The following is an 18,877-nucleotide window of genomic DNA, read 5'->3' as shown; positions in this document are numbered from 1 at the left end:
AAATAATCGCCTTCGCCAGTTCAATCCATAATAAATTAGAGCCCCATCCCCTTTTTCAATCCGGTGTACACTCACCCTTTTAAGGCCCGCTGGCAACCAGCGGCAGGGGAGGTGCATTGGACGTCGCGGTTTTTTCCATCGAGCTGTTGTTATTTTTATTTCTGGTTGCGGCCGTTGCCGGGTTTGTGGATACCCTGGCCGGCGGCGGCGGGCTGTTGTCGATTCCGGCGCTGATCTTGAGTGGTGTGCCGCCGTTGGCGGCGCTGGGCACCAATAAACTGCAGGGCAGTGTGGGTACGGCGACTGCAACCTTTATGATGCTCAAGAAGAAGCGGGTGGACTGGGGGAGTGTGAAGTATTTAATGCTGTCTGCCTTTATCGGCTCTGCACTTGGCACCGTGGCGGTACAGTTTATTGATACAAGTATTCTGTCGTTTATGATTCCGCTGGTGCTGGTGTTTATTGCTGTTTACATCCTGATCTCACCGAAGCCCGCAAATACTGCCGGTGAAGGGTTAATTTCAGCGGTGAAGTACCGGTATTTTGTTGTGCCCGGTATCGGTTGTTACGACGGTATGTTCGGGCCCGGCACCGGGTCGTTTTTCGCCTTGTCCGGGGTTTCTTGTCGCGGCTTTGATTTGATCTCCGCCACCGCGGTCGCCAAGCCGCTCAATTTTGCTACTAATATCGCGTCACTGATGGTGTTTCTGATGGCCGGCCAGGTGGTTTGGGTCATCGGGCTGTTGATGATGCTGGGGCAGGTGGTGGGTGCTTACCTGGGGTCACATTGTTTATTGGCAATCAAACCCGTTTATTTAAGGCGACTTATTGTGCTGATGTGCACGGGCATGCTGCTGAAGTACAGTCATTCCATGGGCTGGCTGACGTTTGGTTGAAGTGCCAGTCTCTTTCGGGAGGGATGGGTTAGGCAAAATTCCATTTCTGGACTAAATTGGCATATTGGTCTAATATGGGGCTTGAGTTGAATGATGCCATGAGGTGCAACCATGACCTTCGCTGCGCAAAAATTGCCTGAAATGGCGCCCGCCGTCGGTGCCAAGGGGCTGAAAGCGGTATTAAACATCCTCGACAAATGGAAATGCACGCCCGAACAGCAGTGGCGGATGCTGGGGATGAAGAAGTCCACTTATTATCGCTACCGGGAGGATCCGGGCCAGGCCCGTTTGAGCGGGGATCAGCTGGAGCGACTGAGCTACATTCTCAACATGCACGCCGCGCTGCGGGTTGTATTTGATAACCCGGAAAACGTGTATGGCTTTATGTCCATGCAAAACAATAACCCGTTCTTCAACGGTGCCAGCCCTCTGGAAATCGCCGCTACCGGGAGCTTTGGGTCGCTGTATGAAGTCTATAAGCGCGTGGATGCCCTGCGCGGGGCCGGGCTGTGAGCAACAGGATTGCTGACCTGGCTGCCTTCTCGGATGAGGAGGTGTCCGGTTACCGGCTGATCAATGCCAAATTTCCGCCAATTGATTTGTTTGACGATGTGGCCGATCCGGATGAATTCGAAGCCCTGTACGAGCTGCAGGCGCTAACCAATCCTCGCCTGCAGACTGAAATCGGAAACTTGCGCCTGCTGTCAATAAATGAAATCCCGTTCAGTATCCGCGGCTGCAGCTACGCCGCCGCTTCCTTTACCCACGTCAATCCTGACGGCAGCCGGTTTTCGGATGGCAGCTATGGCTTGATGTATATCGCAGAGAGTAGCGCCACGGCGATTGCCGAAGTCACCTATCACCAGCACAAGTACTGGCAGAATGTCACCGGCCTCCGCTACGACAGGTTTGTCTTCAAGGAGCTTGTTTGCACCTTTGGAGTTGGCTCGGGGCTCGATGCGACCAATCTGGCCATGGAGGATCCAATCTACGCTCCAGGGGATTATACGGCCTCCCGAGCCCTCGGCTGGGAAGTAAATAATGCCGCAAAATTCACCGCCCTGAAATATTCCTCGGTCAGGCGCAGTGGTGGTGTTTGCCACGCCTTGTTTACCCCCAGGGAGGTGCGGGATGTCATCCAGGCCCGGCATTTTGAGATGATCTGGGATGGGCAGGCGATAAAGTCAGTGAATAACGTCAGTTAATACAGTCACTTGTTGCTGTCATCTATCGCAGTGCTCTGGCTGGGGCTGGTTAAAAAATAATCCCTCCGTCCCCTTTTTAGGGTGAGTTGACAGTTGGATCGTCTATATATTTGCTGCTGCCAGGGAAGTGTTGGGCCCTTACTGGCGGTGATATCAAATCGTATTAATCAGTTTGCCGCTTGTCTTCTCGGGCTGCAGGCACTTTCGCTGGCATTTACGAGCCTGTTCGTGAAAGCAGGAAAGTGCAGGTTTTCAGCCGGACCGTCCATTCACTTGCGGCGGCGCTGCCAGCATACTCTGCGAATAATAAATCAATAGGGCTTTATGTATGAGTAACCTCGAGTTTACCCACAGACGACGCAACCAACTCACCGGTGACTGGGTACTGGTGTCGCCACACCGCAACAATCGACCCTGGAAGGGGGCTGCGGAAGCCAGTGCTGCTGCACCAACTGCAGATCACGATCCCAATTGCGCCCTGTGCCCCGGCAATACCCGGGCCAACGGTGAGCACAATCCTGATTATGCCGATACCTTTGTCTTTGCCAACGACTTCGGGGCCCTGATTCCAACCCAGTCAGACAGTGCCGAGATCAGCGCAGAGGAAGAGCTGTTTACCGCCGAGGTGGCCAACGGTGAATGTCGCGTGATCTGCTTTTCCCCTGTGCACAGCAAGACGCTGCCGGAAATGACCCAGGCTGAGATCGGCAAGGTGGTGGATACCTGGCAGCAGCACTACAGCGAGCTGTCTGCATCCTACAACTGCGTGCATATCTTCGAGAACAAAGGCGAGATCATGGGCTGTTCGCAGCCCCATCCTCACGGCCAGGTCTGGGCCCACGATCACTGGTCCAGTGAAATAGCGGCGGAAGACAGAAACCAGCAGCTGTATTTTGACAAGCACCAGTCAGCGCTGCTGGCGGATTACGTCGACCGGGAAATCGCCGAGCAGGTGCGGGTCGTCATCGACAGCGCGCACTGGTTGGTGGTGGTGCCTTTCTGGGCCGCGTGGCCGTTTGAAACCCTGCTGCTCAGCAAGGATCCGGTCGCCAGTATGGCGGATCTGGACGCCGGCCAGAAAGACGACCTGGCCGGGGTGATCAAGGAGCTGACCACGCGCTATGACAATGTTTTCAAGTGCAGTTTTCCCTATTCCATGGGCTGGCACAACGCCCCCAAAAACCTGGACAGTGACAGCCACTGGCGCTTGCACGCACACTTTTACCCGCCCCTGTTGCGCTCGGCTACGGTCAAGAAACATATGGTGGGCTACGAGATGCTCGCCGAAAGCCAGCGTGATTTGACCGCTGAAACCGCGGCCAAAATTTTGCGTGATGTCAGTGATATACACTATAAGAAAGGCTAAGCCGATGAACACCGATGAATTGAAATCCGAATTTGAGCGTATTTTCCAGCAGCCGGCACAGGGCTGCGCCCGGGCACCGGGCCGGGTAAACCTGATCGGCGAATTTACCGATTACAACCTCGGCTACGTGATGCCGGCGGCACTGGAGTTTTGCACCACGGTTCTCTATCGCAAGCGCGACGATAATCGGGTGGTAGTTTACTCCCACAACTATCCGGGCGAGAGTGATTCCTTCAGTGTCGGCACAGAGATTGTGGCCGGCGAGTCCCAGTGGGGCAATTACGTGCGCGGTTGTGCGGCGACCGTGCAGGCCGACGGTGGTGTGTTGGGCGGGCTGGATATACTGATTGCCAGCGATGTGCCCCAGGGGGCGGGACTGTCTTCCTCCGCGGCGCTGGAAGTGTCCGTGATCGGCGCTCTCAATCACGCCTTTGGACTCGGCTATTCACTGGAAAAAATTGCCACCTTGGGCCAGTCGGCCGAAAACGATTTTATGGGTTGCAGCTGTGGCATAATGGACCAGCTTATCTCTGCCAAGGGGCAAGCGGGTCACGCCTTGCTGATCGACTGCCGCAGCCTGGAATCCAATGCAGTGGCCATGCCGGATAACCTGGCGCTGGTGATCATCAACTCCAACTACCCGCGCAAGCTGGTAGACAGCGAGTACAACCAGCGTCGCCAGGACTGCGAAACCGCCGCCCAAAAGCTGGGGGTAGAGACCCTGCGGGATGCCGACCTGGCCACCCTGGAACAGGCCAAAGACTCACTCTCCGCCGACGAATACAAGCGGGCGCACCATATCATTACGGAAAATGCCCGGGTGCTGGCGACAGTCGGCGCGCTGCAATCTGGCGATATTAAAGCCCTGGCAGAATCGATGACCAGTTCCCACCAGTCGCTGCAGCGGGATTTTGAAGTTACTGTGCCGGCGACGGACACCCTGGTGGAGATTTGTAACTCTGTGCTGGGCGAACGCGGTGTCGCGCGGATGACCGGGGGCGGGTTTGGTGGTGCCATTGTCTGCTTTTGTCCGCCCGAGGATGTGGAGTTGGTTAAAATCGCGGTGGCTGAGCAGTATCCACAAAAATGTGGCCTTGAAGCCGATATCTATGTCTGTAAAACTGGCGCTGGCCTGCAGGTGGAAAGCCTTAAGGGTTGGTCAGGCCACGGCAACGGCTAACGGGCCAGGATTTGGTAGCGAAAGGGGTCGCTGATCTCCAGGGCGGCCGGTGAATCATTTCAGGGAATAAAGAATGAAAATTTTGGTAACAGGCGGGGCGGGCTATATAGGCTCGCATACGTGTATTGAATTGATCGCGGCAGGCCACGACGTGGTGGTAGTAGACAATCTCTGCAATGCCAGCGAAGAGGCGCTAAAGCGAGTCGGCGCCATCTGTGGTCAGGACATCGATTTTATCGAAGCCGATATTCGCGACTTCAACGCACTGGATGAGGTGTTTAGCAATCATGCAGTGGATGCGGTTATCCATTTTGCCGGCTTGAAAGCAGTGGGTGAATCGACCCGGATACCGCTGGCCTACTACGATAACAACGTCAATGGCTCCCGGGTGCTGTTGTCGGTTATGGAAAAGCACAAGGTCAACACCCTGGTGTTCAGCTCCTCGGCGACCGTCTATGGCGATCCGGCCAGTGTGCCGATTCGCGAAGACTTTCCCCTCAGCGCCACCAACCCCTACGGCCAGACCAAACTGGTGGTGGAGCAGATGTGCCGCGAGACTGTGGCCGCCAATCCGGACTTGTCGATCGTGCTGCTGCGCTATTTCAATCCGGTTGGCGCCCATGCCTCGGGGCAGATAGGCGAAGACCCCAAAGGGATTCCCAACAACCTGATGCCGTTTATCGCCCAGGTGGCGGTGGGCAAGCGCGAGTACTTGTCGGTGTTTGGCGACGACTACAACACCCCCGACGGCACTGGTGTGCGGGACTATATCCACGTGGTGGATTTGGCCCAGGGCCATGTGGCCGCCATCGAGAAGTCCCACGGCAAGGCGGGCTGTCACACCTATAACCTGGGTACCGGGCAGGGCTATTCGGTGCTGGATATGGTGAAGGCATTCGCACAGGCCAGCGGCAAGGAAATCCCCTACAAGATCGTGGCGCGTCGCCCCGGCGATATCGGCCAGTGCTACGCCGACCCGACACTGGCGAAAGAGAACCTCAACTGGGCTGCGAAGAAGTCCCTGCAGGAAATGGTAGAAGATACCTGGCGCTGGCAGTCCAATAACCCGCAGGGTTACAGCAGCTAAAATATGGGGGGGGCAGCAATATTTTCCTGCTTTTTGATACCTTTCAAATTTTTTGTATCCGCGTCCCGCGCATTTCTGTCCCTCAATCGTCTAGTAAGTGCGACCGTATCATTGGGTAATGGCTGGGTTGCGCCATGGATGGCGGCGCATTGGGTGCCCAGTGAGCGCAAAACGGCATCGGTAGAGGATTTGCGCCGTGCTCACCCTATCGGGAGGGGCATTTGAGTTGAGAGAATCTACAAGAGGCTTGGCCAGAGCGCCGGGCGGGTTGTGGCAGGAAACCGGTGGAACAGAAAGTGTAAAGATACGCGCGCCGGAGCCGGGCGAAAACCAGAGATTTGGTGTATGTAGAGGGTAAGGCAGCGAGGGACGTGGATGATCAAGAATAGTGCCGTTCCCCAGCTGCCGGGAACCTCAGCCCCGAGAGGGCAAGTTCGCGCCAATCTTTACATATGGAAAAATAGGGGATACCATTTTGCCTTTTACCTTTGCGCAATTTGCGGGTGTGACTTGAGCGAAAATAAGAAAAAAGATCGCGCGCGCAGGCAGCCGGAGTGCGATCCAGAGGGCTGGAGTTCGGAGGAGAGAAATCATAGCCAGAAGGAATCCGCACATATTGACTTCTTGTACAAGGAGAATTTCAAACCACTTTGTTGCTACCTGGTTGCAAAATTCAGAGTAGACCTAAGTGATGCTGAAGACGCTGTACACAATGCTATGCTGCGTTATTCCAAGCTCAGCTCACCGGAATCTGTACAAAACTTTCGCGCTTTTCTTTATAAAGTAAGTAGCAACATCATTTTAGATGCGAAACGCCACCAGGTAGTGAGAAACAAATTTGCTCAATCTGAAACTCTCTCAGTTGAGGAGAGTTCTACGGTCATCGGCCCTGAACGCATTCAAGAGTCTCGTCAACACCTGTCAATTCTAGCGCGGATATTGCGAGGGATGGCCTTGAAACGTCGTAAGCTGTTGCTGATGCATAGAATTGACGGGCTTTCCTACGCGGAGATTTCCCGGCGAGAAGGGCTCGCGGAATCCACCGTACGCGAGCATGTATTTAATGCCATCGAGGAGTGTCGTCTCAAAATGCTCGATCAATCAGCTCCTGAGGATGAGCAGCAATGACTGACGAAATTCCAATTGAAATTCGCAAGCTTGCGTGGGACTGGGTAGTTCGTATGCAATCGCAAACTTCAACTGAAGAAGACACGCAGGAGCTCACGAACTGGTTAAACGAAAACCCAGTTCATATGCGTGCCTATACTGAGTATCAAGAAGTTGCGTGGAGCCTCGACGATCTTGCGGCACTGCCTGAAAGCGCTGCAATATTCGACTGTGACTCGGAGACAACGGTCCCGAAGACGAGACCCACCAAAAGACTTGGCTTGAAAGAGAAAATAGTTGCCAGGCTGGGTTGGCTGTCAATACCTCAGGCCGGTTGGGCTCTGGCCAGTTTTACGGTGGTCGCGATTATGGCGATTTTTATTCTCGAGCCAGCCCCGACTGTGCACCGGTTGGACTACCAAACTCAAGTCGGTGAAATTCGTTCACTGACACTTGCCGATGGCAGCCAGGTTACGGTGGGGGCAGATTCACACATAGAGTCCGAAATCTCAGAAGCCGATCGATATGTGCGACTGCTGCAAGGCGAGGCATTTTTCGAAATCGTCAAAGCCGCCGGTGTACCGTTTTGGGTGGAGATTGATGACACGGTTGTGCAGGTTGTGGGCACCACGTTTAGTATCAACCGATCGAGCCAGCGTATCAAGGTTTCGGTTCTTGAGGGTGTGGTGCGGGTAGCTGCAGCCGCACCAACAGTGAATGACCCGTCTGCAAGCGAAGCGCGCCACATAGAGCTGCGGGAGGGGCAGCAGGTTCTGCGTACGGTTGGCGGTGAATTTGGTGAAATTATTGCGCTGCCCACGGCGGAGATGGAATCCTGGCGAACCGGTTGGCTTTCTTACAAATCCGAACCATTGATCGATGTAATTTCTGACGCCAATCGTTATTTTGAAGGTGAGATCGTCATTGGTGAAAACAGCCTTGACAAGGTGCTGGTTACTTTGTCGATTAGTACCTCAGATATCTCAATGTTGCCCGCTATGCTTACTGCATCCCTTCCCTTGGAAGTTGTTAAGGAAGGCGAGAATCGCTTTGTTTTGATGTCAAAATCATCGAAACAGAGTAATTAGCTGGCTTGCTTTGACAGCCTGCAACTATTGCAGGATGAGGATGAATTTTAGCGCTTGAAACCATTCGGCTTTGGCTTCAATATGGAGGCAGAATCAGGCCGTACCCATCGCTCTGTATAAACTACGGTTCCATTCGTGCATAAAGAATAAGTGAGGGCGGTAACGGATACACTAGTGTAATGACCCTCAAGATACCGCCCCAGTCGCTTGCAAGCGGCTCACGCTTTTGCCTTTTGATACCGGCTATGGTGCTACTCATTTCCGCGCTTGCGTCGGGTGCAACATTCTCTGATACCGCTTTTGATATACCGGCGCAGCCCATTGAAGATGCCTTGCTGCAGTTTTCACGCCAGACTGGTATTGGCATAGTCGCCGACCCTGACATTCTAAAATCCATCAACTCCTCAGTGCTGAAGGGTAATTTTACTCATTTTGCTGGGTTGAAGATTCTGCTAAAGGGTACCGGATTGTCCATTGAAGGTGGTGAGAATGACAGGTTTTGGGTGATTCGCAAGCATGCTGCACCAGAGCCCGAACCGGACAATTTAAGCGAGGATAGATTTCATCAAGCCCCGCTTCTTGAAGAGGTGGTAGTAATAGGTATCCGGGGCAGCCTGACCCGTGTCCTCAATACCAAAAGAGCGGCATCCATTGTGGTTGACTCTATTTCTGCAGAGGACATAGGTAAGTTTCCCGATCAAAACGTTGCCGAGTCGTTGCAGCGCGTAACGGGTGTGTCCATTGACCGAAGTGGCGGCGAAGGGCAGGCCGTAACAGTGCGTGGCCTCGGGCCACAGTTTAATACAGTGCTTGTCAATGGTCGACAACTAGCCACCGACAGCCGCGGTCGGGAATTCAACTTCGATGTGCTGGCTGCGGATTTGATCAGCGGCGCCGATGTTTACAAGAGTACCAACGCGGCTATGCAGGACGGTGGTATCGGGGCGACAATTAATATCTCCACGAGAAAGCCACTTGATCACCCCGGGCTGCGACTGGTTGGTTCTGTTGAAGGGATGTACGAAACCTTGTCGGAGAAAACTTCGCCATCCTACACCGGCTTGGTAAGCCAGACTTTTTTGGACGACACGCTGGGTGTACTTTTTGCCTATAGTCGTCAGGAACGTGAGTTGCAGAGTAATATTTTTCGAACAGCGACCTGGAGACCGGGTCTGACACTTTTTAATACCGGAGGGATTGTAGCAAACAACGCGACTATTCCCAGGAATTTCGCTCAAGTAGTTGATAATTCGGAACGAGCACGAGACAACGGCTCGCTGGTTTTCCAATTTGCGCTCAGCGAAAACCTCACGGCTACGGTAGATGGTTTTGTTTCCAGGTTTGTGGTCGATTCACTGGTGACCGACCTGTCTCAATGGTTTGAACCGGGACGTGTTGGCAGGGCCACGATCGATCCGGAGACGCGAACCGCTATTTTTTTTGATCAACGGGTGGGCATTGCTCAGGTAGGTGGCGACCCGCATATTGATTTTGTGGTTGATACAGGCGGCAGCCGGGACGTGACCAACAAAGGCTATGGGCTCAATCTCGAGTGGCAGATTAACGAGAAGCTCCGGTCAAACTGGGATATATCCAGATCGAACGCTGAAAACGATATGGCCGGCAAGGCACGCTTCAATGTCATCGGTATTATGGATAATTTCTCGCTCGATTCTTCTGGTCCTATACCCATACCTCAGTTTGATGGCTTGACCGGTGGCAATACTTTGTCCCCAGTTGATGCAAGAGCGCACTTTAATGACTTCAGGGGCGCCACTGATAAAGACGAAATTTCCGAGTTGCAGGCAGGCTTTGTCTATGAATCGGATTCCGATGTATTCAAGAAGTTCAGGTTTGGCGCTTATCACCAGGAACGTCAAAAAGAGTTTTTCGAAAAAGCCAATGGTGCACTATGCAACGTCTATTGTGGCTACAACGTTCCAGTGCCGGCGGAGCTGATGCAGTCGTTCAGTGTGAAAAATTTTTTTAGCGGTTTTCCCGAGGACTACTTTACCTATGATGGTGCAGCCTATGTCGCCTGGATGGTGTCCGATGCAGGAATGGCGGCAGCGGATGCGATACTGGGCAATCCTGCTGGCACCGCCCGCTCCATCCTTTACGATGCCAATGGAAACCTTACGGCTACCACTCCTATGCTGCTGAATAATCGTTACAAGATATCGGAAAAAATCGACAGCTTTTATCTTAATTTCGACTTCGAAACAGAACTGGGTAATATGCCCGTGCAGTTAAGCTTTGGCGCCCGATACTCCAAAACCAGGGTTGACGTCACCGCGATACAAAGTTTACTCAATGATATAGTGTTGACCGCGGACCCGACATTTTTCGCGACTGTGATTGCCGAGCCGACGCAGTTTAGCGACAAAGGGGAGTACGCTAATCTGCTGCCAAGCTTCAATATTAAAATGGATATTGAAGAAAATATGGTGCTGCGCTTTGCATGGTACGATTCGATTACCCGGCCCACCATGAGTCAGCTATCGCCGGCAACAAGCATTCCCAGTACTGTGCGCGCACAGGATCTGACGGCAAGCGGCGGCAATCCGGCGCTGAAACCTTTCAAGTCTGAAAATTGGGATGTATCCTATGAATGGTATTACGATGACGCAAGTTCATTAAGCGTTGCCTATTTCAATAAGGATATTGAAGATTTCATCATCAGGTTGTCAGGACCTGAGACCTTTTCCCTCAATCACAGGCTGTCCACCACAGGTAATGTTTGCGGCAACTGCGACGGAACGGAGACCGCGGAAGAACTGGCCGGTTCGACGGAAGTATTTACCGTTACTCGCCCCCAGAATGACGAAACCGCAAATGTCAGAGGATTTGAGATTGCTATTACTCATGCTTTTAAGAACGGCTTTGGCATTATCGCCAATGCCACGGTTGTGGATAGCAACGCCAGCCTCGGCAGTAAAACCAACAGGGCTTTTGCTCTGGAAGGACTGGGAGACTCTCGCAACCTGGTGCTCTTCTATGAGGCAGACAACTGGCAAGTTCGAGCGGCGTACAATAACCGTGAGGGATTTCTGCGCGTCCTCGATAATGGTAGCGGCGAGCCGATCAACACTGAAGCATTTAGTCAGTTGGATATCAGCGCGAGCTACGATATAAGTGAGAACTTCACAGTCTACTTTGAAGGGATAAATGTGACTGAAGAAGAGCTTTACCAGAGGGGGCGGTTTCTCGATCAGCTCTTCTCTGTAGAAGATAATGGTTCTCGATATTCGATCGGATTGCGTGGCAAGTTCTAGCGTAAAAAAACCGCTTTGATTGGATGTTGGCTCACTTTAATTCCTTTTAGAGGTTTCAATTAGGTAGCTCCACTGACGCGTTTTAGTGTGATTTAAAATACTTCTCCTTGCACTCCTTCAGAAACCGTACATCTCCTCGGCTGTGAATATATACAGCATACCGCAGCTTTAGAAAGCATTCGTCAAAAAAATCTGCTTTTTTTCCGCGGATTTCAATGTCCAGATCGTCTTCATTACGAACAGTCATGTTAGCTATCGAGGATTCTGCTTCAAGCCTGGAATTCTGAAAGTTGCATCCCGGTGGCAAGCAGAGCAAAAACCTTGAATGTTCAGTGTGACTGTGGAGTTGGTTGATTGTCTTCCCACGCTATTGGCGTGAATTGAGTTACTCGGAAAACATTAAAACAGGAAAATAATAAATGAATCTTGCCACTCTCGATGTCGTCGTGGTTGCTGCCTATTGCATAGGGTTGGTCACCATTGCCAGCCTGGTCTCTCGTGAAAAGAAGGGACATGAGAAGGATAGCCAGGACTACTTCCTCGCCGGACGCTCTCTGCCCTGGTGGGCCATCGGTGCCTCGCTGATCGCCGCCAACATCTCCGCAGAACAGATTATTGGCATGACCGGGTCCGGTTACGCCATCGGCCTGGCCATCGCGTCCTATGAGTGGACCGCCGCCATCGCGCTGCTGGTGATCGGCAAGTATTTTGTGCCGATTTACCTGGAAAAGAATATCTACACCATGCCGGAGTTTCTGGAAAAGCGCTACGATCACCGGGTACGAATACTGCTGGCGTTCTTCTGGGTTGGCGTCTATATCTTTGTCAACCTGACCTCGGTGCTCTATCTGGGGGCTCTGACGATCGAGATCGTGGCCGGTGTCGACATGCTCTATGGCATGCTGTTCCTGGCGGCGCTGTCGCTGGCTTATTCCCTCTATGGCGGTCTCAAGGCGGTAGCCTTTACGGATATTATCCAGGTCGCCATCCTGATTGTCGGTGGGATCGCGGTTACCTTTCTGTCGCTGGATAAACTCAGTGAGGGCGCTGGCGTTATTGCTGGATTTACCTATTTGTTGGACAACGCCCCGCAGAAATTTGACATGATTCTGGCGTCTGACCACCCGAGTTACATGGATCTGCCGGGTATCTCGGTGCTGGTCGGTGGGCTCTGGATTGCCCAGTTTTCCTACTGGGGCTTTAACCAGTACATCACCCAGCGGGCCCTGGCCGCCAAAAACCTGAGGGAGGCTCAAAAGGGCATTGCCCTGGCTGCATTTCTCAAGCTGTTCATGCCCTTTATCGTCGTCATTCCCGGTATTGCCGCTTTTCTGCTGGCACCCAACCTGGATGTGTCCGACAAGGCCTACCCGGAGTTGATGAAGCTGCTGCCGGCGGGTCTGTTTGGCCTGACCTTCGCGGCCCTGATCGCGGCCATTGTCTCCTCGCTCAGCTCCATGACCAATAGTATCTCCACCATCTTTACCATGGATATCTACCGCTCAACTTTCCAACACGTGGCAGTGAGCGAGAAGGGACTGGTGCGCATGGGCCGCTGCGCTGCTCTGGTCTCCCTCATCATCGCCATGCTGGTCGCCCGGCCACTGCTGGGCAATCTGGACCAGGCGTTTCAGTATATCCAGGAGTTCACCGGCTTTTTCTCCCCCGGCATCCTGGTGATTTTTCTTTTCGGCCTGTTCTGGGGCAAGGCCACAGCGCACTCCGCGCTGGCGGCGGCGATTGTCTCCGTGGTGGTTTCGCTGGCGTTCAAACTCTGGCTGACGCAGGTGCCGTTTCTGGATCGCATGGGGTTGGCGTTCCTGGTCTCGGCGATAGCAGCTATCGCCATTACCCTCTACGAGCACAAGGGCGATCACCCCAAGGCTGTTCGCCTGGAAGATTTTAATTTCAAGACCTCGGCCGGCTTCAACATCTCGTCGTTAGCCGTGGTGCTGATCCTGGTGGCGTTCTATAGCGCCTGGTGGTAATGGCGGAGACCCGCAAGCGCCACAATTGCTAAGTAGTACCACAATTACAATAAGGAGTTCAGGGTTCGTGAATACTCGTGAAACTGTTAAAACTGTCCTGGTGACTGGCGGCGCTGGCTATATCGGCAGCCATACCTGCGTCGAACTGTTACAGCAGGGGTATGAGGTGGTGGTGGTGGATAACCTGGTCAACGCGCAACAGGAGTCCCTTAACCGCGTCGCCAAAATCGCCGGCAAGGCACCGGTCTTTCTGCGGGTGGATCTGCTGGACGAAGTAGCCCTGGATGCAGTGTTTAGCCAATATTCCATCGATGCGGTCATTCATTTCGCCGCCCTCAAGGCGGTGGGCGAATCGGTGGCCAAGCCCCTCGCTTACTACCACAACAATATGACCGGCACCCTCAATTTGTTCCGGGTCATGGCGCAGCACCAGGTTTTCCAGCTGGTGTACAGTTCCTCGGCTACGGTCTATGGCGATAGCAACCCGATTCCCTACCGCGAGGATATGCCGCTGGCCTCCACCAGCCCCTACGGCCGCAGCAAGGTGATGGCTGAACAGATCATGATGGATCTGAGCGCCGCCGACGAGCGCTGGAATATTGCCTCACTGCGCTACTTCAATCCGGTGGGTGCTCATCCGAGCGGCCTGATAGGAGAGGATCCGACTGGCATCCCCAACAACCTGATGCCCTATATCAGCCAGGTTGCCGTCGGCCGTCGGGAACACCTGAGTATCTACGGCAATGACTACATGACCGCGGACGGCACCGGTGTGCGTGACTATATCCATGTTGTCGATCTGGCGAATGGCCATTTGCAGGCGCTGCAACTGCTGGCCCGAAAACACCAAAGGTTCAGCGCCTATAACCTGGGTGCGGGCAAGGGCTTCAGTGTGCTGGATGTGGTCAAGGCCTTTGAAAAGGCCTGCGGCCAATCCATTCCCTATAAATTCGAGCCGCGCCGTGCCGGTGATATTGGCGAGTTCTACGCCGACGCCAGCAAGGCCGCAACGGAACTGGATTGGCGTGCGGCGCGGAGCCTGGACAGCATGTGCGCGGACACCTGGAACTGGCAGAGTAAGAATCCTTCTGGTTACGGCCAAGTTTGAACGGCAACCACCCTACAGGTAAAGGTTATGTCAACAAATAACAGTTTGGTTCGCCAGGTTGAATTGGCACTGAACGAGAGCTTCGGTAGCAGCAGTGCGACGCCTCGCTACTTTTTCTCACCGGCACGGGTCAACCTGATCGGCGAGCATATCGATTACTGCGGTGGCCTGGTTATGCCGGCGGCGATCCAGTTTGGCACTTATATCCTGGCCCGGCCAAACGCTGTTGGCCGGGTGCGTATGGTATCGCTGAATCAGCCCGGCACAATTGAATTTGATCCCAACGCAGATGCCCAACGGCAAAATCCGCCGATCTGGGGGGATTACGTCAAAGGCGTTTTTGCCGAATACCGGGCGCGGGGCGAACGGCTCCCGGCGCTGGATATCGCCATCGGCGGTGATATTCCGGGCAACGGGCTGTCCTCTTCGGCCTCTCTGGAAGTGGGTATTGCCGTAATGATCGAAGCGCTGACCGGTTACCAGACGTCGCCGGAGCGGTTTGCCAACCGACAGGCCATCAGCTGGCTGAGCCAGCACGCCGAGAACCACTTTGTCGGCGTCAACTGCGGCATTATGGACCAGGGCGCCATCGCCCTGGGTATGGACCAACGCGCCATGCTGATGAACTGTAGTGACTTGTCCGTGGACTATGTCCCGGTGGAGCTGGGCGACTACTGCCTGATGATCGCCAACTCCTGTAAAGCCCGTATGCTGGCCGACTCCGCTTACAACCAGCGCCGTGCGGAAGTGGAGCAGGCCCTGGAGCTACTGGCCCCGGTTTTCCACATCGATAATCTGTGCCAGTTGCCCCTGGCATCCCTCCAGGCTGCCCTCGATCTGTTGCCCGATCCAATCATCCGCAGGCGCACCCGCCATGTAGTCTCGGAGCACCACAGGGTAATTGATTCTGGCGACAAACTGGCGGCCGCTGATATCGCCGGCTTCGGCCAGTTATTGAACCAGAGTCACGCCTCGCTGCAGCAGGATTACGAGGTTACCGGCAATGAGCTCGACACTTTGGTGGGGCTGGCCCAGGCGCAACCGGGTGTTCTCGGTGCACGCATGACCGGGGCCGGTTTTGGCGGCTGTAGCCTGGTGCTGTTACGACAGGATGCGGTAACAGAGTTTATCGAAAGGGTCGGCGCCGGTTATCGCGCTGCCATAGGCTATGACGCCGAGTTCTACCCGGTACAAATCGGCCCCGGCGCCGAAGAAATTCTTTCCAATACAATCCTTCCGGAGGCACTCTGATGAAGTTCAATCCAGATGATCACCCGCATCGCCGCTACAATCCTCTGCTGCAACAGTGGGTGCTGGTATCGCCGCACCGCACCAAACGCCCCTGGCAGGGCAAACAGGAAGAGGGTGAGCTGAATCAGCGGCCGGAATACGACCCCAAATGTTACCTCTGCCCGGGTAATACGCGTGCCAATGGTGAGGTCAACCCGGCCTATGGCGCGACCTACGCGTTTGACAATGACTTCGCCGCACTGCTGACCGAAGGGCCGGAGCCATCGATTATCAGCGCTGGAAATGGCCTGATGACGGCCCAAACAGTCACTGGCGAGTGTCGCGTCATCTGCTTTTCGCCGCGCCACGACCTGACGCTGCCGGAGATGGCCAGCGACGACATCCTCTCGGTGGTCAATCTCTGGTGCGAGCATTACCAAGAGCTGGTGCAACGCCACGCCTGGGTGCAGATATTCGAGAACAAGGGCGCGGTGATGGGTTGTTCCAACCCCCATCCTCACGGCCAGATCTGGGCCAGCAGCTACCTGCCCAGCGAACCGGCTCAGGTAGACAGCAGCCAACGGCTGTACTGGCATGAAAACGGTCGGCCGTTATTGCTGGACTACGCCAACGCGGAGCTGGCGGATGGCAGTCGCACGGTGGAAGAAAACGAACACTGGCTTGTGGTGGTTCCCTACTGGGCGCTTTGGCCTTACGAAACCCTGCTGCTGCCAAAGCGACATGTGCGCCACCTGGGTGAACTCAGCCGCGACGAGCGACGGTCTCTGGCCAATATTCTGAAATTGTTCCTGACCCGTTACGACAACCTGTTTGAAACCAGCTTTCCCTATTCCATGGGCTGGCACCAGGCTCCGGGAAATGTCGAAGGGCTCGACGACAATCGTGACCACTGGCAGTTACACGCCCACTTCTACCCGCCACTGCTGCGCTCGGCAAGCGTCAAGAAATTTATGGTGGGCTACGAGATGCTCGGCGAAGGCCAGCGCGACATCAGCGCGGAGCAGGCGGCAGAGCGATTGCGCCAGCTATCTGCAAACTTGCATTACCGGCAAAAAAACAAGTGACACCCCAGGTTCGAACTCAACAACTATCTGTATAAAACGGAGCGATTATTCAAATGAAAATTTCCCCCCACCTCTGGTACAACCTTAACGGTGCCTGCACTGGCCTGGTGATGTTACTGGCCAGTGCCCTGGCTCTGGCCAGTAATGACGAGCTGCAGCTGCTGTCACCTGACGGCACTATCAAAATAGAGGTAAACGTCAACAAGGCGGTTACCTACAGTGTCAGTGTTGATGACAAGCCGGTTCTGAGGCCGTCGAAGCTGTCACTGCAAATCGATAGAAAACTGGATTTGCAGCGCAACCCCAAAGTTGTTGGCGTGCAGCACCGCTCAGTGGACCAAATGCTGGAGCCAGAGGTGCGGGTGAAATCCGCCGTAATTCGCGATCATTTCAATGAAATGACCGTGGCATTTGACAACCAGTACTCGGTAGTATTCCGCGCCTATGACAACGGCGTCGCCTATCGCTTTGTCACGGCGCTGCCGGGTCAGGTCACGGTCAACTCCGAGCTGGTTGAGTTTGTGTTCAGTCCCGATAGCCATGTCTATTTCGCCGAAGAAGAGGGCTTTTACTCTCACAACGAACGCTCCTACATCTACCAGTCCATCGCAGACATAGGTAAGAAAAAACTCGCCAGCACACCGGCCCTGGTCGATGCGGCGGGTATAAAGCTGCTGATTACCGAGACCGATTTGCGTGACTATGCCGGCCTGTGGCTGGTGGGCAATGGCAAGGACCGGTTGCTGGGAACCTTGCCGGCATTTCCGCTGCTCAAGGAAACCCGCGATCCCAACACGCTGGAGCGTATCGAGGGCGATGGGCCAGGACCTGACCGCAACGAGCCGGTTATGAAGCGTGCCGATTATCTGGCGAAAACCGACGGCAGTCGCAGTTACCCCTGGCGTATTCTCGGTATTGCCAGGCAGGACGGCGACCTGATCACCAACCAGTTGAGTTACCAGTTGGCGTCTCCCAACCGGCTTCAGGATCTGTCCTGGATCAAGCCCGGCAAGGTGGCCTGGGATTGGTGGAATGCCAACAATCTATTCGGCGTCGACTTTGCCGCCGGGGTCAATACAGAAACCTACATGTACTACATCGACTTTGCCGCCGAGTACGGTCTCGAGTATGTAATCCTGGACGAGGGCTGGTACCCACTGAACGACCTGCTCGGTTCCGTGCCCCACATGGACGTGCCAGCGTTGATTGCCCACGCCAAGTCGAAGGGTGTCGGCATCATTCTCTGGGCCTCCTGGAAAACCCTGCGCGACCAGTTCGATGCCGCTATGGACCGCATTGCAGAACTGGGCGCCGTTGGCATCAAGCCCGACTTCTTCCAGCGCGACGACCAGGAGATGGTGAATTTCTACTGGCAGATCGCCGAGGAGTCCGCCGAGCGCAAATTGCTGGTGGATTTCCACGGCGCTTACAAACCGGCCGGTCTGCGCCGCACTTACCCCAATGTTATTACCCGTGAGGGGGTCAAGGGCCTGGAGTGGAACAAGTGGAGTTACGACAGCACTCCGGAACACAACACCACGCTGCCTTTTATCCGTATGGCAGCGGGCCCCATGGACTATACCCCGGGTGCAATGCGTAACGCCCACGGCCCGCAATCCTATGTGCCGGTCGATCCCAATGCCGGCGATACCCAGGATTTCAATATTCGCTTTGAGCGCCCCATGAGCCAGACGACCCGGGTGCACCAGATGGCGATGCTGACCGTGTTCGAAAGCCCACTGCAAATGCTGGCCGACACACCCACCAACTATCGCAGGGAAAACGAGTGCACCCGTTTTATGGCCAGTGTGCCTACCGTCTGGGATGAAACCCGGGTACTGGGCGGCAGCGTCGGCGACTACATTGCCGTAGCCCGTCGCTCCGGCGAGCAATGGTTTATCGGCGCCATGACCGATGAAAACGGTCGCGATCTCGATATCGACCTGTCGTTCCTCGGGAACGGCGACTACCAGATGGTGGTGTTTCAGGACGGTTTCAACTCCAACCGCTGGGCGGAGGACTACAGCACGGTGACCAGGACGGTGACCCGCGCTGACAAGTTCAGCGCCAGCCTGCACAAGGCCGGCGGATGGACTGCACGGCTAACACCAAAATAACTTAAAAACAGCCGTTTCTGCGCCCGGTTACCTATATCAACCGGGCAGATCTCCAAACCAATCAAAAACCTAAACCGTCGGTTGCGTCCGCAAAACACAACCGCTCGCTGGCTGTCGCCCTTAAGAAGCCAAAAGTACCCACTGT

At 54.6% G+C, this 18,877-nt stretch carries 14 protein-coding genes; all 14 read left to right on the top strand.

Annotation, left to right across the window (positions count from 1 at the left end; translation table 11 throughout):
* Positions 1-116 precede the first annotated feature (116 nt).
* The 14 genes from G8764_RS01230 to G8764_RS01165 all read left to right on the top strand — a co-directional run bounded on the left by G8764_RS01230 (position 117) and on the right by G8764_RS01165 (position 18,732).
* Positions 117-896 (top strand): TSUP family transporter, encoded by a 780-nt coding sequence (locus tag G8764_RS01230; protein WP_166161077.1) that lies wholly within the window; start codon positions 117-119, stop codon positions 894-896.
* 111 nt (positions 897-1,007) lie between these two features.
* On the top strand, positions 1,008-1,409 hold the full coding sequence (locus tag G8764_RS01225) for an MbcA/ParS/Xre antitoxin family protein (RefSeq protein WP_166161075.1): 402 nt from the start codon (positions 1,008-1,010) through the stop codon (positions 1,407-1,409).
* Positions 1,406-2,101, top strand: coding sequence for an RES domain-containing protein (locus G8764_RS01220; protein ID WP_166161073.1), 696 nt, complete (start codon positions 1,406-1,408; stop codon positions 2,099-2,101). The genes G8764_RS01225 and G8764_RS01220 overlap by 4 nt, the downstream gene beginning before the upstream one ends.
* Before the next feature lie 328 nt (positions 2,102-2,429).
* A complete protein-coding gene (locus G8764_RS01215) occupies positions 2,430-3,467 on the top strand; it encodes a UDP-glucose--hexose-1-phosphate uridylyltransferase (RefSeq protein ID WP_166161071.1) in 1,038 nt (345 codons plus the stop codon).
* Between the two features lie 4 nt (positions 3,468-3,471).
* The gene (gene galK, locus G8764_RS01210) at positions 3,472-4,647 is read left to right on the top strand and encodes a galactokinase (protein WP_166161069.1); all 1,176 of its coding nucleotides are present in this window, start codon (positions 3,472-3,474) and stop codon (positions 4,645-4,647) included.
* A 73-nt stretch (positions 4,648-4,720) separates the two neighbouring features.
* Positions 4,721-5,734 (top strand): UDP-glucose 4-epimerase GalE, encoded by a 1,014-nt coding sequence (gene galE / locus G8764_RS01205; protein ID WP_166161067.1) that lies wholly within the window; start codon positions 4,721-4,723, stop codon positions 5,732-5,734.
* A gap of 375 nt (positions 5,735-6,109) precedes the next feature.
* Positions 6,110-6,862 carry an RNA polymerase sigma factor gene (locus G8764_RS01200; RefSeq protein ID WP_166161065.1) on the top strand — a complete coding sequence of 251 codons (753 nt, stop codon included), beginning with the start codon at positions 6,110-6,112 and terminating at the stop codon, positions 6,860-6,862.
* Positions 6,859-7,929, top strand: a complete 1,071-nt coding sequence (locus G8764_RS01195) for a FecR family protein (protein ID WP_166161063.1) — start codon at positions 6,859-6,861, stop codon at positions 7,927-7,929. Before G8764_RS01200 ends, G8764_RS01195 begins: the two co-directional genes overlap by 4 nt.
* A 179-nt stretch (positions 7,930-8,108) precedes the next feature.
* Positions 8,109-11,204 (top strand): TonB-dependent receptor, encoded by a 3,096-nt coding sequence (locus G8764_RS01190; protein ID WP_166161061.1) that lies wholly within the window; start codon positions 8,109-8,111, stop codon positions 11,202-11,204.
* A gap of 419 nt (positions 11,205-11,623) precedes the next feature.
* Positions 11,624-13,192: a sodium/sugar symporter gene (locus G8764_RS01185; protein WP_166161059.1), complete on the top strand. Its 1,569-nt coding sequence runs from the start codon at positions 11,624-11,626 to the stop codon at positions 13,190-13,192.
* A 67-nt stretch (positions 13,193-13,259) separates the two neighbouring features.
* Positions 13,260-14,300 (top strand): UDP-glucose 4-epimerase GalE, encoded by a 1,041-nt coding sequence (galE, locus tag G8764_RS01180; RefSeq protein ID WP_166161057.1) that lies wholly within the window; start codon positions 13,260-13,262, stop codon positions 14,298-14,300.
* A 27-nt stretch (positions 14,301-14,327) separates the two neighbouring features.
* On the top strand, positions 14,328-15,551 hold the full coding sequence (locus G8764_RS01175; protein ID WP_166161055.1) for a galactokinase: 1,224 nt from the start codon (positions 14,328-14,330) through the stop codon (positions 15,549-15,551).
* A complete protein-coding gene (locus G8764_RS01170; RefSeq protein ID WP_207951624.1) occupies positions 15,551-16,615 on the top strand; it encodes a UDP-glucose--hexose-1-phosphate uridylyltransferase in 1,065 nt (354 codons plus the stop codon). The genes G8764_RS01175 and G8764_RS01170 overlap by 1 nt, the downstream gene beginning before the upstream one ends.
* A gap of 53 nt (positions 16,616-16,668) precedes the next feature.
* On the top strand, positions 16,669-18,732 hold the full coding sequence (locus G8764_RS01165; RefSeq protein ID WP_166161053.1) for a glycoside hydrolase family 97 protein: 2,064 nt from the start codon (positions 16,669-16,671) through the stop codon (positions 18,730-18,732).
* Positions 18,733-18,877: the final 145 nt, after the last annotated feature.

The organism is Pseudomaricurvus alcaniphilus (assembly GCF_011440395.1).
Taxonomy (GTDB): Bacteria; Pseudomonadota; Gammaproteobacteria; order Pseudomonadales; family Cellvibrionaceae; genus Pseudomaricurvus; species Pseudomaricurvus alcaniphilus.
Note: the sequence above shows the minus strand (reverse complement) of the source record. Positions and strands in the feature narration are given on the sequence as shown.